This window comes from Niallia sp. FSL K6-0212, from assembly GCF_038007605.1.
Taxonomy (GTDB): Bacteria; Bacillota; Bacilli; order Bacillales; family Cytobacillaceae; genus Niallia; species Niallia circulans.
Map to the genome: position 1 here is coordinate 630,889 of NZ_JBBOXL010000001.1, position 19,469 is coordinate 650,357.

Genomic DNA, 19,469 nt, shown 5'->3' on the forward strand with positions numbered 1-19,469 from the left:
AGATCTTGATGAAATATTTTTTCATTTTAGTAAATCACTGAATGATTGTTTTTTATCTCTTGGCAATATTCTGAAATCTAAATTTATACCTAGCTGCTCTATTTGTTTCAGGTTATTGATATCTTTTTCGCTGACTGCAACTAAATCAGTCAATTTTTTCTTCCCTTCTTCGTATCTTAGCCCCCCAATATTTATCTCACTTATAGCACCTTGGGAGTTCTTAGCAACTTCTAGTGCATCATCTGTATTTCTTACCAGAACTAATACATTACTTTTTTTCGCTTCAGCAAATTTACTAATTATTTCTCCAGATTCTGCAACTCCTCTAATATATAATTTCACATTATTAGGTTTAGCCAAATCGAGAGCCATTGCTTTTACTTTGTCATTTTTCGCTTCGTCATTTACCACAAGAATAACATTTGCACCAACAGAAGGTGACCATCCAAAAGCAACTTGCCCATGGAGAAGACGATCATCAATCCTGAATAAAGAAATCATTTTCACACCACTCCTTTTACTAATTCATTGATGTATTTAATCCCATTTCTTCCTTCTTTAATAGATTCAGTTAATATCGCTTCCAATGAATCTTCGTTATATGAAGTCATAATGGTAGTCAAAATCATAGGAAGATTCACACCCGAAACTAAATGAAATGTTTCATTTTCTGGTAAACTCAATAATATTTCAGAACAAATATTATTGACACTTCCCCCATACACATCTGTGAAAATAACAAGATCTGTTAAAGTATCGCTATAAATTAACTCTGTTAATTCCTTCTTTCCTACTTCTCCTGATTTTGATTTTGTCATACAAAAATAACTCATTTGGTGGTTTGTACCTATAATTAATTCAGCAGTCTCGATTAATGACTTGGCTAACTCACCATGTGTTGCAATAATGATTCTCACTATTCATCCCTCCATAAGATGGCTTTTTGTGTTACTGATTTTCTATCTGTTTAAACATAAACGCTATCGCACCAAGTGCTCCAGCATCCCCTCCAAGCCTAGCCAGACTTATTTCTGTTTTTATTGGAGTAAGGTTTGTAACTAATTCACTTATTTGATTGATTACTATATCCATCGATTCGGAAACATCTCCACCAATAATAACTCTTTCAGGATTTATTAGATTTGTTGCATTAGCGATAAAAACAGATAGTTCAATAACAAAACTATCTACGATAGAAATCACTTGTTCCTCTCCATGGGAATACTTTTGAAACAAAACTTCAGGGGAATAACCTGACTCTGCCAATGCAACTCCAGATACTTTTGATTCGAATACACCTGGTTTTCCCATCAGGTTAAACTTGCCATTTTCAAAATCACTCCGGCTTATTTGATAGGCAATCTCACCTGCTTGGTAATCATGACCATAAACTAGATTCCCTTCGTTAATAACTGCGCTTCCAACACTCTGCCCTATTTCAATGAATAAGAGATTTTTAATCCCTGAAGGATCCAGCCACATTTCGCCTAGACCTGCACAATTGACATCATTGTTTATGAAAGTGGGAAAAGGAAAATGCGGTTTGAAAATTTCATGAAGGTTAAGATTAGTCCAATTTAAAGCTTTTGCCCGAAATACTATTTCTGAATTAGCTCTACCAGGCACCCCTATGCCCATCCCTAGAATTTTTTCCTCTGGTATAGCAGATTCTTTTATGCTCTGTTTGACAATACTGATAATTTCTTCTACTTGATTCGTTAGCTTCACCTTTTTTTTAAAGATTATCTTTCCAACTAAATTGGTAATAATGATCAAAATTCTTACTCTATCAATGTCTAACCCAATACCATAGGCTGAATCCGTGTTGTATCCTAACATTAATGCAGGTCTCCCACCACCTTTTACTGGACTTTGTTCTCCCATCTCAATTACTAACTTTTTTTCTAACAATTCTTCCACAATAGATGAAACCGTTGACTTACTTAGTGATAATTTCTTCGCAATTTGAGCTCTGCTAATTAACTTTTCTGTTTTAATTTCTTCCAATATCAATGACCGATTAATTTTTTTTATCAAGTCATGATGTGCTGCAACTTTGTTTTTCATAATGCTTTATCCTATCTCCAATACTAGTTTGTAAATCCTTAAAAATTTCTATTATTTTTTACACTTTAATTAGTTTTGTTACTGGACTAATTATTTGTATTATCGCATGAGTTTTCTGACATTTCAATATTTTTTAAAAAAAATTCTGATCATTCTACGAATTTTATTAGTATTTTTTAGTTGCGGGGGAAGATATCAGGGAACTTAAGGGATATATCAGCTAAAACGAGGAGGATATCAGCCAAAGTAAGGGGTATATCAGCTAAAACGAGGAGGATATCAGCCAAAGTAAGGGATATATCAGCCAAAACGGGGAGCATATCAGCCAATGTAAAGGGTATATCAGCCAAATGGGGGAAGAAAATTTATTTTGAAGATTCCTTTACTGAATTATCTTTATTTATACTAAAATAGGGCTCTCTCATACAGTAGAGAGAAGCCCTGTTAAAAGTTAATAAAAGAGACTTTCTTATAGAGTTAAAAATTCTTTTTTCATGCCAATGATTAGCTGCCTCGTTACTTACTCCTCTTTCATATTTAAAGTTAGTAACGGGATTCTTTTTTCATATTTTTTTACTAATGATTCATTATGATCGTCAGATCCTTCTATATTTCCACTTAAGAAAACTGGTGGTTCAAAATCATGATCTGCCATGATTTTAATTGCCTCTGCGAAGATACTATTAAGAATAGTCGCACCAATAACAGTAGAAGTCGGGGCAAATGGTACCTTCACCTTATCGTAGCTTAAGATTGCATCTCCTTTAGCAGAATGATTATTTATCACTAAATCGACTGAATTAAAAAGATGGCTGCCGCTTTTATGACGTGAAGGCTGGCTTTGGGAATATTCTAATGAAGTTATCCCAATGACAAAAGCGCCTTTTTCTTTCGCATATTGCGCTACATCTACAGGGACAGGATTTCGCCCAGATGTGGATAACACAAAAACGATATCATTTGGCTTAATCTCATATTCCTCTATAAAGTTTTGTGCATAATCATTTTTGCGCTCCAGCTGGGAAGAATGCATTGCCCCTTCGTGAAGCATTAGCGGTTCGAATAAGATTGGTTTTAGGGGTACCAATCCACCAGCGCGGTAAAAAACCTCTTCTGTTAAGATATGCGAGTGGCCACATCCAAACAATTGAATAATACCATCATTTTCAATGCTGTCTGCGACTTTCTCCGCAGCCAATTGCAATTGCGCTTTTTCCTTTTCTAAAACGAGCTGCAGTAGATTGCTTACTTTTTCAAAATAGTTCGTTAGCATAAGTTAAGCCCCCAGTTTATTTAGTATTTGTGCAACTTCCGTCGGAATGGTTTTCCCTGTTGCTTGGTCAATTGTGGAACCAAATATATGCGGCATAAAAAATTCTATTTCTATTTTCTTTACTGCATCAATGATTGTCTTTATATTGAACGCACTTATACCACCTGCAGGTTCAATACCACGAATTCCTTTTTGTGCAGCAACTTTTGTTAAATAGACAAGCTCCTCTAAATGAACTTCGCCGGATAGAGGCATAAATTTAATGGACTCCACTCCTAATACGAGCGCAATTTCTACGAATTCCTCTACTTTTACTTCCATACCTGAAGCTAATTTCACAGTTCCAACGGTTCCACTTGGTTTTACCAATGCATTAACAAGCTGAGGAGATGCTCCTTTTCCTTCTAGAAATCCTTTTGCATAGATGGCACTTTCAAATGGCTGATTAATATGTCCTGGATTAGAAATAGCGGCTATGTCGAGAACTCGTTTTGCATACACAGGATCTCCGCCACCGCCAAGACCGATAGAGACGATATCAACTACTTCCTTCAATTCTTTAACCTTACTAGCCCCTTCTTGCTTATTGGAAAAATCGGACGCTACGATTCCTGGAACAACAAAGCCTTTTCCAGCTTCCATGATATCCTGTACATTTTCTTTATCCTTCGCTAGAAAGTTGAATAAAACAAAATCAAAAAGCTTTTCTTTTAACATGTTAGCGGCCCTCTTTCATTTTTTCAATAATTTGTACCATGTTTTGAAGAGCAACTTTGATTATTTTTTCCCCTTTATCTATACGGGCTAATGTTGCATCACTTAAAATGGCTGTTTCGGTGAATTCTTCCCAAGGTGTTGGTGTCACATCGGCAATCATTGGAATGGTTGGCATATCATTTAATGCTTTCTCCATCGCAACAAACTCTGGAGCTAGGTATAACATGTAGGATGTTTCTATTTCATCTGCGTGAAAGTATGTGCCATGGCTTGCTGGCGTTTCTCTAACTTCAGCAATAACTTTGCTTGTACCAGGATAAAATAGGTAGAGTACGATTAACTCTGGGTAAATTTCATAAAGCTTTCGTGCTGCTTCTTTCATGGCAAAAGCATTTCCTAGATGTCCATTAACCATGGCGAAAATTTGGAAGCCCTGACGGTATAAACTTTCTCCGATATCGAATAACATACTAATTAACGATTCATTCGATACATTGATGCTGCCAGGGAAGTTCTTTAAACTCCAAACCTGTCCATAAGGTAACGTCGGTAAAACAAATCCATTAACTTGTTCGGCGAGCTTTGCACTTAACCGTTCCGCTAAAAGATTATCTGTCCCTAATGGTAAATGCGGGCCGTGAGCCTCTACAGCTCCGATTGGTAAGATAGCGACCTTTTTATCGATTATTTTTCCTTTCACCTCAAAGGAGTTTTCGTATTGGAATTGCATGCTTACACCTCGCTCATTATTTTTTAAATGTAAAGCATCTTGCTGGGTTTTCTACAAAGAATTTATGAACCAGCTGCTCCCCATTAAAGCCTTTTTGATTTGCTTCCTCAATGAATCTAGGAACCCACTTGGCAATAATGTATTCGAGACCTAAGCCGTAATCATAATGTTTATAATAGCTTTTACGAGCTGTATCACCCGAAATAAGGATTTGATTTTCATAGCCCTTTTCTACTAAATGTAGAATGCACTCAATTCTTAGCGACTCTGGTGCGTATTTGATTTTCGCTATGCCGTCAAAACTTAAGAGTGCCCCTGTTTTCGCTATTTTTTCATGATAAGATGGATCTGGATTACGATCCATATGTCCTAGACTTAAGAATTCAAGATTCACATTTTCTGATTTTAATAGTTCTATTTGCTCTAATGCCATCGTGCCAACTTCAGTATGGGAATGGATTGGAGCTTTTGTTTCATGATGTGCTCTTGCTACTGCACGTAAAGTCTTCTCTTCTAAGGGCGTAATTCGGTTATAGCCTGTTCCGAATTTCACTTGTCCTGCTTTAAACGGCGTGCCTTCCAGTCCTTCTTCCACTTCTCTAATGACAAACTCCGTTAGTTTATTAATACTTGTTTGATCAATCCATTCCGCATAAGTATCGTAATTTCCAATAAGCGGTTTAAGCTCGTCTTTAATCTTTCCATCCCAAAGAAAACTCTTGTTAAAACCAGCTGTACCGATAATGTGGAGATCCAGCTCATCCGATATTTCCTTTACCGCTTGCACATCGCGGCCATAATCAACGGCTGTAGCATCAACAATCGCTTGGCCTCCATGGCGTTTGAAATCAGCCACATCCTTTTTAGACTTTTCCTTATCATCTAATAGTAAATCATCCGCATCTCTTTCAGCCCAATAGGCTGGACGGCAAACAATATGTTCATGTGAATAAGTAAAACCTAACTCTTTAGGTTGAATATCTCCTCTTAATGTCCGAATAAAGCTCATTTTCATTTACCTCCTGATCTATTAAATGAAAAACCGACATATGAATCAATGTCGGATTATATAATTGTTATTTAATTAAAGAGCATTCCGATCAATCTGAATAATGGTCCTAAGATGAACATATCAGAATCCGCAGCCCACATGGCGGTGTCTGGAATCGTCGAAGCAATCAGCGTTTTAACCATTAGATATTGTCCCCATGCGACAACGGTTGCTGTTATGAAGCCACCCATTAGAGCGCCGCGGACGCCGCCAGTTGCATTCCCAAAAACACCAGCAGTTGCTCCATGAAAGAATAGTACAATCATTGTTGGCACAAACACATACCCTACTGTTTGCCCTAAAATAATTAGCCAGATGATACCGCCAGCAAATGCGCCAAGGAATCCAAGAATAACGGCATTTGGAGCATAAGTGAATACGATAGGTGCATCTAATGCAGGTCTTGCACCAGGAACTAGTTTCGTAGCGATTCCGTTGAAGGCAGGAACAATCTCACCAATAAACATTTTCACCCCGAAAAGGACAACAGCAATACCAGCTGCAAAGGTAAAGGATTGAATAATGGCATACATGATAAAATTCTGATCGCCAGCTTGAGCAACTAAGGCATCTGCAGCAGGTGTATCTTTTAAGGAAAGAATAACAGCACCTATTACGAAGAGAATACTCATTGTCAGGGCAGTAATAACATTGGAGTCTCTAAGAAATTCAAGACCTTTCGGCAATTTGATTTTTTCCGCATCATTCTCTTTATTCCCAAACCATTTTCCAAACCAAGATGCAAGTAATGCAACGAGCGCAGAAGTGTGTCCTAGCGCTATTTGGTCATGGCCAGTAATTTTCCGCATATACGGCTGGACGATAGCTGGTTGGAAGGTCCAATAAATCCCCATAAATACGGATAATATAAGAACTAAAGCTGCGAATGGGATATTTGTTGTTGTATCGATAAGGACACCTGCAAATATCATGGTTGTCCAGAACATCATATGCCCTGTTAAGTAGATATATTTAAAGCGAGTGAATCTTGCTAATAACACGTTAATGATAAACCCGATAAACATCGCTAATGTAACTGCTGAGCCATATTTCGCATTGAAGGCTTCTTGTCCCATAAAAGCACTAAATTCTGCTCCTTCAATCCCAAATACTTCGCTCCACATCGGTTCAAATACTCCAAGGGAACCAGTAATAACTCCTGCACCAGCATTAATGATTAAGAAACCAATCATTGCTTTAAATGTGCCGCTGATGATTTGGCTTGTATTCTTTTTCTGTAAGATCAAACCAAGCAACACAATAAAGCCTAATAAAATTGCCGGTATTCCGAAGAAGTTAGATGCTAGCCATTGAATGACCTCCATTGTTTGTTCCTCCTCTATTATTTAGGATTTATTAAACGATATTTGCTTCAAGAGCTGTTTTAATTTCATTTGTATCAAAGTAATTATTAACGATAATGATTTTGGAGGAATGTCCTGCTAATGACTGGGATAATTCATTACTTGTAATGATAAAGTCAGGACGTTCGGCAGAAGCACTGGAAACGTCTGTGTTTTCTACATCTGCGTCTATCCCCATTTGGCGCAGTACATTTTCTACATTAATTCGTAAAATCAAGCTTGTTCCTTGTCCTAATCCACATACGCATAAAATTTTCATTAGATTTGTCCTCCTATTAATGGTTTAATCTCTTCATAGCTTTGTGCATTCAGTAGTTTTTCTACATTTTCTTGATTTGATAGCAGTGCCGTTAATTTTTGCAGCACGGTAACATGCTCTGTACTAGAGGAAGCGCCTAAAGCGAATACTAACCTCACTGGGTCATTAGAAGAATGACCAAATTTAACTGGTGTCTTTAGTCTGACAAATGATACACATGCCTCTTTCACGCCGTCTTCTGGTCTTGCATGAGGGAGCGCTATATTTGGCGCAAGGACAAAATAAGGACCATTTGTTTGAAAAGAACGCACCATAGCATGTACATAAGTTTCTTCAACAAGTTTACTATTCATTAGAAGCTTCCCCGTGCTAATAATAGCCTCTTCCGGTGATGCAGCTTCTACATCTAAAGCAATTAGAGATTCCTCCAAAAATTTCATGTATCACACCTCCATGTTAGTTAACCAATTGCTGATCAATTAAGGATTGTTTCATATATTGATAGATATCCTGTGCTGTTTGAAGTTTGATTAATCTGTTCACTGTGTCTTTTTTGGAAAATAATCCTGTTAATTGGGATAAAGCCCTGAGATGTGATTCTTGATCCAAAGGAGCTAATGTAATGATTAAGGAAACATCATGCTTTTCATCATTTGAAAATGAAACGGCTTCTTCAAGTTTCAATAGACTGATGCCTAGTTTCTTGACGCCATCTTCTGGTTTAGCATGAGGAATCGCTACCTTCGGTGAAATAACAATATAAGGTCCATACTTTTCAATTTTTGAAATCATCGCATCTCGGTATGCTTCCGTAATATATTCACCTTCTATCAGGGAGCGAGCCGCTAATTTAATAGCTGATTTCCAATTTGGAACATTTAAAGTTGTCTGGATATGTTCTTCTTTTAAAATATCAAGTAAGTTTGGTTTATAGGCTTCGGTTATTGTCATTTCTGGACTATTTAAATATTGTCTTAATTCCTTCATCAACTCGTCTTTTTGATGTATCGTTGCATATCGTTCCACCACATCGATAATTCGATTTGTGGCAAGATGCTGCTTTTGCGTGCTATTAAAGATAACGTTTACTTTTTTTAATAAGCTTTCCTTTTCAGCATCCGATAGAATAGGACTAACGATAAAAACTGGTGTATCCTTTTTCTGAATCGCTGTTGTGGAAAAGACAAGATCAACATGATAGTTCTTCTTCTCATAATCTCTAACGGAAATAGAATCAGTAATATCAATTGTTGAGAATAACCCTTCTAATTGCTGTTTTAATATTTGAGAGGTGCCAATCCCAATTGCACACACGACTAATGCTTTTTTCCTAGTAATTAGTGTTGTCCCAGCTCTCCTTAAGCACCCTCCAAAGTGAAAAGAAATATAAGCGATTTCATTTTCTGGCAGCTGCTTCCCAATCAGCTTTTCGAAGGGCTCAATCACCTTCTGCGTGAGGAAGTATACCTCTTCAAATTGGGATTTAACAGCGTCAACAATATTTTTTTCGACATCAAGTCCATATTTGACCCGATAAAAAGCAGGTTTTAAATGGAGAACGAGATTTTTCACCAGGGTTTCCTGATCATCAAATAAGGTACAAGCAAGGATTTGAAATTGATTCGTCATTATTTTGGCAATCTTCATTAACTCTTCTGAAAGGATATTGTCATTTAAATCTTCTTCCGAGTAATTAACACGTGCCCCTAATAAGTAAGTAGTTAAATAAATCTGTTCATCTTCAGGAAAGGTTGTTTGAAATATACGTTCGAGTTCCCTGCAAATTTGTTTTGCAACCAAAAATGCTTTCGTGTTCCGTAATACTTCCTTTTCCACTACATCCATTTTTATATAATTTGCTTGCGTTATTCTCATGCTAAATAGCATAAATCGCAAACTTAAGCTGTAAAGCATATTATCGGTAAACTTAATATTTAATTCTTTTTCGCTTTGGAACAGTAAATGATAAACTTGTTTCAGCAATGCTAAAAGTTGCTCACTGTTTTTGGCGTCGCTAAGTTGAATTTGCAGAGCAGCTACTAATGAATGCTGATTTTGGACGGGGATGGCAATCGATAAATAATACCCAATTGCTCTCCGAACTTCCGTTTCATCCCCTGATATGGTGTATCCTTGCTTCCGTTCAAAATCCAAATGAAGATGAAAAGAGCAAATATCCATTTTTAAAGATTTAATATCTTCAATAGTAGTCGTTCTACTAACTCTAGTTTTTTCCATTAGGTCTTCCAGAAAATATCGTTTTCCGCCCATTAAGATATAAATAGCAATCCATGCCTTGCGTTCATCTTGTGAGTATTCATAATGCCAGGCTTGGACTTTCTGTATGTTGGTTGGAATAAGCTTTTTCACTTTATCTGGAAGAATAAATCCCGCACTCCGCACTTTTTCCACCTTGTCGATTCCAAGGCTATCGAGCCAGTCATTGATTTTCTCTATATCATAATAGATGGTTCGGCGGGAAACATTTAATTTCTCTGTTAATTCTTCCACAGACATATAAGAGTCTGCATGGATGAGTTGCATTAATATCGCAGTACTGCGTTTATCTAATGACATGTCATATTCCTCCTCGCACTTAAGTAATGTGCAAAAAGATAAAGGGCAATTGCTTAGCTTGATTCTACCCCCTATCTGTCTATATGGAAAGACCGATTATAATCAACAGCTTTTGTGCAAAATCGTACTCGTTAATCAGCATGATTCGAAAACAAATTTTATTATCTGTATATACGCTCTTCCCCGTTCCCCAAAGGATACAACCGATATTCCCATCTATGTGTACATTCCTCCAGCATATAATAGCCGTTCTCCTCATTCCTCACTATCCGGGAACATTGCTGTCTTGGAATCGTTCCTGACTCCTTGTCGTTTTCAACTTCTATCCAGCTTTCATTCGCTGATTTATCATAACGAACCTCTAGGCGATTACCATTAATCTCTATTGCTTGCCCATCCTCTTTCTTCTCCGCCATTTTCATAAAAATGTCAATCCTTTCCGTCATTTCTGACGAAAAGGATTGGTTTTCTTCCTTCTTATTTTGGATAGCATTATTACGAGTAGAAGTGGGATTTAGATACACATCCTTTTCTCCCTCTAGCGTTGGAAAACGAACCACATCCTTTGTAATCCATTGGGCGTTTTCCCACCCTATGGCACTTTCATCTCCCCCATCACCCATATCGGAAGAACGAACCATTACTCTAATGGGTTGGCCGTCAAGATGCTTGCCGATAAGTCCGAACTTTGTTTTGTAGAATTCATAATAATAAGTGGTTTCACCAAGGGTAAAATTCCGATGTTCAATCACTAACGACTGCCTGTTATCCGGAGAATCAATGGTCGTATAATTATTTTCCAAAAGGGAAACCATGAGCGCGTGTAAAAGCAAAATAGGAATACTGAGCATTAAACCAATTATCACCCAAAAGGAACGAATGCGAGCAGAACGAAATCCCATAATAGATAAAATCAAAATGTTAAGGATAAGCGGAAGGATATAACCAGTTGGCAGCAGGAAGATAAAATAATAGCCTGAAAAGTGCATGATGAGTAGTACTATATCCATTACGGCTAGTAAAGCCAGGGGCCATTTTGTTTTTGTCATTGTATCATCTCTTTTCTATAAATATATAGAATTTCTATGTAGATACTATATTTATACCTTATTAATTAAATAAAAACAACGACATTCACTAATTAAGCTGCTTTACAAGTAAAATTTATCCCCATCTAATTTAGACGGGGATGCCTTTATCTTTTTCTCAAAATAGACTCTATTCACTCTTCTCTTCCCCAAAAAACTGTAAACACATTAACAAACTTCAACTCTCCTCACCAAACGGACAATTCTCTACCAAAATAGACCCAGTCGGACACCCATCAAGTGCATCGAATAAATCATCATATAATTCATCTGCTAACGCTACTGTTCCTGTATTATGATCTATCATCACCTCTGATAATCCTTCCTCATCGTAATCAAAAATCTCTGGGGCCGCTGCTCCACATGCTCCGCACGCAATACATGTATCCTTATCAACCATTACATATTTAGCCATTCTTATCCCCCTTCCCTCCATTTCTAGCTCGAGCTTCCTCTCCTAATCTTTTCATTTCCAGCTAGTTCTCTCCGGCACAGTCTCTACCACTAACGCTCCTTTCCTAAATAAATACCTACATTTTGGTTGCTTAAAGAAAATCTCATATACATCTTTTACTGAAAAGCAGACAAAATTCGCTTCTTTTCCTACTTCAATCCCATACTTATCCTTTATAGAGTAAGCTTGTGCTCCATTAACCGTAATCATGTTCACTATATGCTTCAGCTCCTCTCTTCCAGTCATATGTGCTAAATGAAGAGCCATGTGAGCCGCTTGAAGGATATTGCCATTTCCGAATGGGTAAAAAGGAGTTTGGATATCATCATGGGCAATGCATACATTTACACCCTGTTCCGCTAACTCTTTCAAACGTGTAATACCTCTCCCCTTTGGATGAGCATCTGCTCTCCCTTGCATCGTAGTGTTAACTAATGGGCAGCAGACAATTGTAACTTGAGCCTTTTTCACTAATGACATGATTTTGTTGGCATATGCATCTGAATAATAAAGCATGGCATTAGCGTGGCTAGCGGTTACCTTTCCCTCCATTTTCTCCTGCATTGTCAGGCTTGCGACAACTTCAAGGAAACGAGAATGTTCATCATCGACTTCATCACAAAAAATATGAATTTCTTTTTCATATTTTTTGGCTAGAGAAAAAGCGAATTCCAATGATTGAATTCCTTCCTCTCTCGTATTTTCCAAGTGCGGAACTGCACTAACTGCATCAGCTCCTAGTAATATTGCTTTTTCTAACCGCTCTTGATTTTCCGGACAAGAAATAATTCCATTTTGCGGGAAAGCGATTATTTGAAGAGAAAGGAATGACTTCAGCTCTTCTCTTAATTCCATGATGGCATGCAAAGCTGTTAAGTCAGAATCGGAAATATCAACTGCTGCTCTCACATATAGCACGCCATATTCCATCAACATTTTAAGGGCTTTGAATGCTCTATTTTTCACATCTTCTTTAGTCAGCGATTGCTTTCTGACAGACCAAATATCAATTGCTTCTCCCAATGTACCAGATTGATTAAACCAAGGTTCCCCTGCTGTCAGCACCGTATCTAAATGCGTGTGCATCTCCACAAAAGGAGGCAGTAATACATTTCCTTCTAAATCCATTTCCTCATTCCCCATTAAATTGCTTGATGAAATGGAGTGGATTTTCCCATCCTTTATACCTATATTAGTAGGATTTCCCTTAAAAGGAAGCTGAGCATTCTTTAAAACTAGATCAAACATCTTCTCACTCCATTCATCTGTTTATCCCATCTCTACTAATCTACTTAAACTGCCTTCGCCGAATCGATGCTCGAATTGGGAGCTGCTAATCCAATCACCATCTTTGTATACATACCGCGCGGGAGATAGATTCGCAAAAAGATCATATATATTTGTAGCATCGAATAACACAAACTCAGCTACCCCTCCTTCTTTCATTCCATGGGCTTTTTTCCCAAAAATAGCAGCTGGAGTTTGAGTTATCATATTTAAAACAGCTATCAGCTCCTCTTCACTCGCCAAATGTGCTGTATAAGCAGTAAGCAATCCTATTTGTAATAAATCAAATCGACCAAAGGGATGAAATGGATCACTTACATTATCGGAGGCTGTTGCTAATCCGACCTTTTTCTGCAGCATTTCACGTACTCTCGTTATTCCTCTTCGAACGATTCCCTTATCTCCTCTGCCTTGCAAATACATATTGGCACCAGGCAAAGTGACAGCGTAGATATGTTGAAGAGCCATTTCTTCTATAATGCGATCGGACTTTTCTTCAGTCATAGCAGATAGAGAGCATAAATGCCCCGCCGTTACTCTTCCTTGAAAATCCCATTTCTTCGTATTATCAATAATTCTTTCAATCGTACAAATTTCCGGATTATCCTGTTCATCCACATGCAAATCAACGAACTTATCATATTTAGCGGCTAGTTCAAACAGCTGATCGATATCTTTCGTTGCGTTCGGTGATAAATGTGGTGCTCCGCCTATTCCATCTATCCCATAGGAAATCGCTTCTCTCAATACATCTTTTTCTCTTTCCGACTTCACCGACAAATCCGAGAACATCGGAACAACTTGTATAGTTACATAGGGCTTCAACAAATCCCTTGCCTCTAGTACCGCTTGCAGATGGCTTAATGCCAACTCATTCGATATATTCCATTCAAAGTTAACATGGGTTCGTATATGAGTGGTGCCATGTGAGAGTGCTTGAAGTGCTCCTTTCATTACTCGCCGTTTTATTTCGTTTTTGGAAAAAGAGGCAGCTTTTTCGCTATAATTTCTGATTGCTTCGATTAGCGTCCCTGACTTATTCGGCACCGTTTCTAAAGAGAATGCTTTATCAAGATGGGTATGGATATCAATAAAAGAGGGAAGAAGAATTCTTCCCCCCATATCTATTATTGGTTGATAATCTTCCTTACTGCTCCAAATGTCTTTAAATACGGAAAAATTCCCATTTCTCTTTTGGGTTTGTGGTTCTACTTTTGTATACATGCCGTTTTGAATCAAAATGGTATAAAGCTTTTCTGTATTCAGCAATGGCAAAGAAACATTAATCAATTGAATATCCTTCATCTTATTCACCTAAATAATCATTCGTAAATATTTTTGAAACATCTTCTTTCTTTTTAATAATGCCAAGATCCAGCAGCTCATCTTGGAGCATTGTCCAGCGTTCATCAGACATATAACCAAATCCATGCTCTTTTGCATCCCCGCCGAAAATCAACTCTTCTTCTGCTTTCGCTCCGTAATCCATTAATTCCATGGATAAATCAGGATTTTTCTCCTTTAAAAAAGGATTAATTTCGTCTGAATGGTCACGGTAATATTCCCAGCCTTTTACCGTTGCTTTCATAAAGGATTGAACCAATTCAGGATTATCTTTAATAACATCCTCTGTCGTGAAAATAACATTGGCATATGTTTCAAAACCAGAGTCATGAATGAATAAGTAGTCTGTTTTTACTCCATCCTGCTCTAAAACATAAGGCTCCGAAGTAACATACCCTTGCGTGACGGCATTAGGGTCATCAATAAATGTTGCCAATGATCCGGTATAAGCCATATCCTTCACTTCTAAGTCATTTGCCTTCTTAATATACTCCCAATAGCCACTGCCTGGTGCTGTGTATACTGTTTTACCATCTAAATCCTTGAAATCCTTTAATGCACCTTCATGCCCTATTAATACTTGAGGACTTTTTTGAAAAATTGCTCCAATTGCTACTAAAGGTATTCCTTTATCTCTGGCGATTAGAACGTCCTCTGCTTGCGTATAACCAAATTGGGCTTTACCAGAAGCAACTATTTGTGTAGACGAAATTTGCGGACCGCCTGGCTCAATCGTCATATCAAGTCCTTCTTCTTTATAGAAATCCTGTTTTAAGGCGGCATAGTTCCCACCATGCTCCGGCTGAGCAAACCAATTTGTAACTAATTTAGCTTTCGTTAATTCTCCATCCTTAGAGCTTCCGCCTGATTCCTTCGCATCTCCACAGGCCGTAAGCAGCAACATAGACATAGCAGTGACGAACACACCAATTTTTTTGTATGATTTTATTTTCCTCATTCACTAATTTCCCCCTTTACGATTATCTAGTAAAAAATCACATGCCTATTAATTGTCTCGTTTCATTTCTGATTCATGCCAGGATCCTAAAACCCATTTTGACAATAGATTGACCAACAGGAAAAAGACAATCCCTAAAATACTCGCAGAAATTCCACAGGCAAATAAGTAGGCTGTTTCCATGCGACTAGAGGCAACGGTAATCGCATAGCCTAACCCACCGTCTCCACCGCCAATGCCTGCAATATACTCCCCGACAATGGCACCAACCACAGCAAGGGTACAGGAGATTTTCAGCCCTGCCATAATATAAGGGAGGGCAAAAGGAATGCGGACCTTCCACATAATTTTCCATTTAGACGCTTGGTACAAGGTTAGTAGATTAATCATTCCTCGATCCGTTGCATTTAAACCCACTAAGGTATTCGACAGCATTGGAAAAAATCCAATCGTAAAGGCAATAATGACAATCGCATTTGTTCCAGATCCGAACCAGATAACAATGATCGGGGCAATCGCGACAATCGGAATCGTCTGGAGAAGAATGGCGTAAGGATACAAGCTTCTTTCCAGCATTTTCGAACTAGCCATTAATATTGCTGCAATGACTCCCCCAATCACACTAAAAATAAATCCAATGATAGAAGCAGTAATCGTTTTAGTCACTGCATTTCGCAAGTTCTCCCAGTTCTCTAGTGAAGCTTGAAGAATATCTGTTGGTTTCGGCAATAGATAGGGTGGTATTTGAAATAGCACGGTACCGTATTGCCAAAGGAGCATAAACAATACAAATACAATCAAAGGGGGAATCCAAACGCTAAACGCTTTCGTCCATTTTTTATCCGTTTTTATTCCTATTATCTGCACTTCCGTAACCTTTTGTGATGCTTGTTCCATAATATCCCTCCTTTTAAATTATCTCTGATTCTTGTTTCACCGGAATCTTACCTGGATTTAGTAAATCGAAAGGATCATTTTCTCGTTTCTTCATTAAGATTTTTTCCATTTTCAGATTATAACCGCCAAATCCAAGTAAGTACGTATGGGGATCATTAATTTCCACTTCTATCGTTCGGCAGAAATCAATAATTTCATATAATCTTTCTTTTGACTGATAGAGTATGACTGGTAAGGAGGCAGGAGTAATTTTTCCTTTTATCTTGATATACTCAAAGTGAAATTGAATCTCCTCTCCAAATTCAGCCCTCAATGTATCCATCTGTTCAAAAATACGATCAACTTTAAATCTAGCTTGAAGGTATGTCATATTCTCACCATGTTTATGAGCCCAAAGGGTTGCATGATTCCATGTAAAATCAGATACCTTTAAACCTTTATGATAGTTGTTAGCAGGTATCATTAAATCTGTACTTCCTTTATATTTATCTACTAAGCTTTGTAATGCATCCAAACAGGACTCTTCTATTTCTAGCATCGTAATAGATTTCTCCTCATGAAGAACGTCTTTTAATGAATGAAAGTGAGAAGGAATCGGCCATTCACACACAGATACGAGACGTTTTGTTATCTCTTCCTTATGGGCTAACTCATCCCCAAATTTCACCGCCTCTTTAAAGGTCGGGAAGGAAATGATGTGCTGGGTCCACTCTTGCTTCTCCTCCACTGGTAAAATAGCTTCTAACACAATTCCGGTTGTCCCGTAATTATGTATATAATCTTCTATTTCCTCTCCTACTACCTCAAAGATTCTCGGCTCGCCTTCAAAAGTCATCACCGTCACACCTAGAATATTGCCATCCCATAAATTACCCCACCGAATGGAACCAATTCCACCCGAACCTCCGCACAAGAAACCACCTACTGTCGCAGTCATAAAAGTGCTTGGATAAATCCTTAGTTCTTTTCCTTGTTTTCGTAATTTTTTTTCTAATGCGCCAAGACGCATTCCCGCCTGTACTTTGACGGTATCTTCTTTTAAATCTAGTAATTTATCCATTTTCGTTAAATCAAGCACAATTCCACCTTTTAAAGGAATTGCCTGTCCATAGTTACCTGTTCCTGCTCCCCTAATCGTTACAGGTACTTTATTTTCGACTGCAAAAGTTACCAACCCTTGTATCTCTTCTATCGATGTCGGTTTTACTACACAATCAGCTACTTTATCTTTTAATTCTTCGAATAGTACGGGCGAATACCAGTAATAATCCTTAGACAATCGTTCTCTTAAGTTATCACTTACAATGACCTTCTCTTCTCCCACTAACTCTATTAATTTATCTAACCACATAAAAATCACCACCTATTAAAATTGTAAATAATGAGAAACCTTTGCTGCTATATCACTAAAATGATGGGAAGTTCTTAATTCAGCATTTCTCGGAAAGGGTAAGTCCACTTCGACTGTATTTTCTATCTTTCCTGGACTAGGGGTCATTACGGCAATTTTCGTTGATAAATATACGGCTTCAAATACATTATGGGTAATGAATAGAACGGTCATTTTTTCCTTTTCCCATATTTTTAATAACTCTGCTTGCAAGTTTTGTCTCGTTATCTCATCTAATGCGCCAAAGGGCTCATCCATTAATAGTAATTTTGGTTTCGCCACAAGCGCCCTGGCAATCGATACCCTCATTTTCATGCCGCCAGATAATTCCCTTGGCAAAGCTTTGCGGAAATCCTTTAATCCTACTAATTCCAACACTTTTTCTGCCATTTCCTCTTTTCGCTTTTTAGGGATTTGCTGGAATTCGAGTGGAAGCAAAATATTGTCCATTACATTTCTCCAAGGTAATAAGGTAGCATCTTGAAAAACGAAGGATACATCTGTGCTCTGTTTTTGAGCTTGACGAGGGCTCTTCCCTAGAATCGTTAGTTCTCCATCTGTATGTTCAATCAACCCGGAAATCATCTTAAAAATCGTTGATTTTCCACAGCCTGATGGACCAACAAAGGATACAAACTCTCCCTGTTCAATATCGAGACTGACATTTTGAACGGCTGTTTTCCCATTTGGATAAATCTTATTAACATTTTGGAGATGAACAATCGTTTCATTTAAAGGATGCAGCTTTTGTCCTTCCATCACATTGGTATTTTGCATACAGAACATCCTCCTGAGTTTTCGAATTATATTATGCTTTTGACTGTACGAAGATCGAAATGAATCATTTCCTTAATAGCACCGGCAAAGCTTTCACTAACTAATTGGAGAATCTGTTCCCCTTTTTCAATGGTCGCACTAGCAGCATCTCCCGCAATTCCTGTTTCCGATATATCCTTCATCACCCACGCAAAGTAACTGTTTCCTTTCAAATATAAATGCTGTGTATCTTCAGGTAAGTGGACAAACTCTGTTGGACTAAGTTCCATATCCACCCATGCTTCTTTTAACGCTAACACCATGGACGTTTCGACCTCGCCTCCATGAATCCCATACTTTTGTTCCTTATCAGAAATAAGGGAATGTAGGACCGAATAATCAGGGTTTAGTCGAAAGACATTCATCCCTGTTTCAATCCGTACTTCTCTTGCCATCATATTTAGAAGATCATGATTCCCTCCATGCGTATTGAACAGAAGCAATTTTTTAAACCCACTTTCCTTTACACTTTTCGCAATATCACGAATGACAGCCTGTAAAGTGTCTGCTGACAATGTTATTGTTCCTGACATTCCTAAATGCTCTGTACTCTTTCCATATGGTAAGGATGGTAAAATCCAAACATCCTCATCTGGGATTAAATTTAATGCTTCCACTAACAGCCCTTCGCCTATTAAAGTATCTGTATAAACAGGCAAGTGTGGTCCATGCTGTTCTACTGCACCGATCGGCAAAATAACAAGTGCGTTTTCCTTATCTAATTCCTTAATTTCTTTGGACGTCAATCTAGGTAAGAACCTTTTTTCAAAAGCATGACCGCTATATCTACCATGTAACATCTTTTCCCATCTCCCTTTAAGAAACCTATGAATTTTCGTACCCCTCATCCCAAAATCAACTTTTTATGCCACACCATTACGACTGATGTTATATTTACTAACATAAACATAATATTTATATTAGTGGTTACTTTGCAAATATACATTAGCAGTTTCGTAGATATTTTCATAATATTTTGTATACTTTGAACAAATTTGAATATTCAATAAATTACAAGCAAAATCAAAAGGATTTTTTATCTCCGCTTCCGCTAGTCTTAATACTTCTAAAATTTTGGTCAAATAAGAAGATAAGCCAGGGAGAAAGGGAAACAGGGGATGCTTTTAGCGACTACGAGGTTCTTTCTAATACTTCTTCTTTATAAACCAATCTTATAAAACAAACATTGTATGGATG

General features: G+C 37.7%; 20 protein-coding genes. All 20 read right to left on the reverse strand.

Features of this window, described 5'->3' with window-relative positions:
• Positions 1–21 precede the first annotated feature (21 nt).
• The gene (locus tag MHH96_RS02785) at positions 22–501 is read right to left on the reverse strand and encodes a PTS system mannose/fructose/N-acetylgalactosamine-transporter subunit IIB (RefSeq protein WP_047942035.1); all 480 of its coding nucleotides are present in this window, start codon (positions 499–501) and stop codon (positions 22–24) included.
• A gap of 2 nt (positions 502–503) precedes the next feature.
• The gene (locus tag MHH96_RS02790) at positions 504–917 is read right to left on the reverse strand and encodes a PTS sugar transporter subunit IIA (RefSeq protein ID WP_053215654.1); all 414 of its coding nucleotides are present in this window, start codon (positions 915–917) and stop codon (positions 504–506) included.
• A gap of 31 nt (positions 918–948) precedes the next feature.
• Complete coding sequence (locus tag MHH96_RS02795) at positions 949–2,067, reverse strand: ROK family transcriptional regulator (protein WP_047942029.1); 1,119 nt, start codon at positions 2,065–2,067, stop codon at positions 949–951.
• A gap of 520 nt (positions 2,068–2,587) precedes the next feature.
• Positions 2,588–3,340, reverse strand: a complete 753-nt coding sequence (locus MHH96_RS02800) for an SIS domain-containing protein (RefSeq protein WP_144545722.1) — start codon at positions 3,338–3,340, stop codon at positions 2,588–2,590.
• A gap of 3 nt (positions 3,341–3,343) precedes the next feature.
• Positions 3,344–4,057, reverse strand: coding sequence for a KDGP aldolase (locus MHH96_RS02805; RefSeq protein ID WP_061799328.1), 714 nt, complete (start codon positions 4,055–4,057; stop codon positions 3,344–3,346).
• 1 nt (position 4,058) lies between these two features.
• Positions 4,059–4,787, reverse strand: coding sequence for a creatininase family protein (locus MHH96_RS02810; RefSeq protein WP_144545724.1), 729 nt, complete (start codon positions 4,785–4,787; stop codon positions 4,059–4,061).
• Positions 4,788–4,803: 16 nt separating this feature from the next.
• Positions 4,804–5,796: a phosphotriesterase family protein gene (locus tag MHH96_RS02815; protein WP_047942023.1), complete on the reverse strand. Its 993-nt coding sequence runs from the start codon at positions 5,794–5,796 to the stop codon at positions 4,804–4,806.
• A gap of 71 nt (positions 5,797–5,867) precedes the next feature.
• Positions 5,868–7,163 carry a PTS ascorbate transporter subunit IIC gene (locus tag MHH96_RS02820; RefSeq protein WP_047942022.1) on the reverse strand — a complete coding sequence of 432 codons (1,296 nt, stop codon included), beginning with the start codon at positions 7,161–7,163 and terminating at the stop codon, positions 5,868–5,870.
• A gap of 31 nt (positions 7,164–7,194) precedes the next feature.
• Positions 7,195–7,461, reverse strand: a complete 267-nt coding sequence (locus MHH96_RS02825; RefSeq protein WP_047942018.1) for a PTS sugar transporter subunit IIB — start codon at positions 7,459–7,461, stop codon at positions 7,195–7,197.
• Positions 7,461–7,901: a PTS sugar transporter subunit IIA gene (locus MHH96_RS02830; protein ID WP_047942016.1), complete on the reverse strand. Its 441-nt coding sequence runs from the start codon at positions 7,899–7,901 to the stop codon at positions 7,461–7,463. The genes MHH96_RS02825 and MHH96_RS02830 overlap by 1 nt, the downstream gene beginning before the upstream one ends.
• 16 nt (positions 7,902–7,917) lie before the next feature.
• Positions 7,918–10,038 (reverse strand): BglG family transcription antiterminator, encoded by a 2,121-nt coding sequence (locus tag MHH96_RS02835; RefSeq protein WP_341116590.1) that lies wholly within the window; start codon positions 10,036–10,038, stop codon positions 7,918–7,920.
• Positions 10,039–10,199: 161 nt separating this feature from the next.
• Positions 10,200–11,087, reverse strand: coding sequence for a hypothetical protein (locus MHH96_RS02840; protein WP_172885252.1), 888 nt, complete (start codon positions 11,085–11,087; stop codon positions 10,200–10,202).
• A 217-nt stretch (positions 11,088–11,304) separates the two neighbouring features.
• Entirely contained in the window at positions 11,305–11,541 is a 237-nt protein-coding gene (locus MHH96_RS02845; RefSeq protein ID WP_047942012.1) for a ferredoxin, read from the reverse strand.
• Positions 11,542–11,592: 51 nt separating this feature from the next.
• The gene (locus MHH96_RS02850; RefSeq protein WP_328282971.1) at positions 11,593–12,828 is read right to left on the reverse strand and encodes an amidohydrolase family protein; all 1,236 of its coding nucleotides are present in this window, start codon (positions 12,826–12,828) and stop codon (positions 11,593–11,595) included.
• A 21-nt stretch (positions 12,829–12,849) separates the two neighbouring features.
• Positions 12,850–14,172 (reverse strand): amidohydrolase family protein, encoded by a 1,323-nt coding sequence (locus MHH96_RS02855; protein ID WP_328283028.1) that lies wholly within the window; start codon positions 14,170–14,172, stop codon positions 12,850–12,852.
• 1 nt (position 14,173) lies between these two features.
• Positions 14,174–15,169, reverse strand: a complete 996-nt coding sequence (locus MHH96_RS02860) for an ABC transporter substrate-binding protein (RefSeq protein ID WP_047942006.1) — start codon at positions 15,167–15,169, stop codon at positions 14,174–14,176.
• A gap of 48 nt (positions 15,170–15,217) precedes the next feature.
• Positions 15,218–16,066, reverse strand: a complete 849-nt coding sequence (locus MHH96_RS02865; RefSeq protein WP_123260435.1) for an ABC transporter permease — start codon at positions 16,064–16,066, stop codon at positions 15,218–15,220.
• 13 nt (positions 16,067–16,079) lie between these two features.
• Entirely contained in the window at positions 16,080–17,417 is a 1,338-nt protein-coding gene (locus tag MHH96_RS02870; protein WP_047942004.1) for an FAD-binding oxidoreductase, read from the reverse strand.
• Between the two features lie 15 nt (positions 17,418–17,432).
• On the reverse strand, positions 17,433–18,233 hold the full coding sequence (locus MHH96_RS02875) for an ABC transporter ATP-binding protein (protein WP_047942002.1): 801 nt from the start codon (positions 18,231–18,233) through the stop codon (positions 17,433–17,435).
• Positions 18,234–18,259: 26 nt separating this feature from the next.
• Complete coding sequence (locus tag MHH96_RS02880; RefSeq protein WP_047942000.1) at positions 18,260–19,072, reverse strand: creatininase family protein; 813 nt, start codon at positions 19,070–19,072, stop codon at positions 18,260–18,262.
• Positions 19,073–19,469 lie beyond the last annotated feature (397 nt).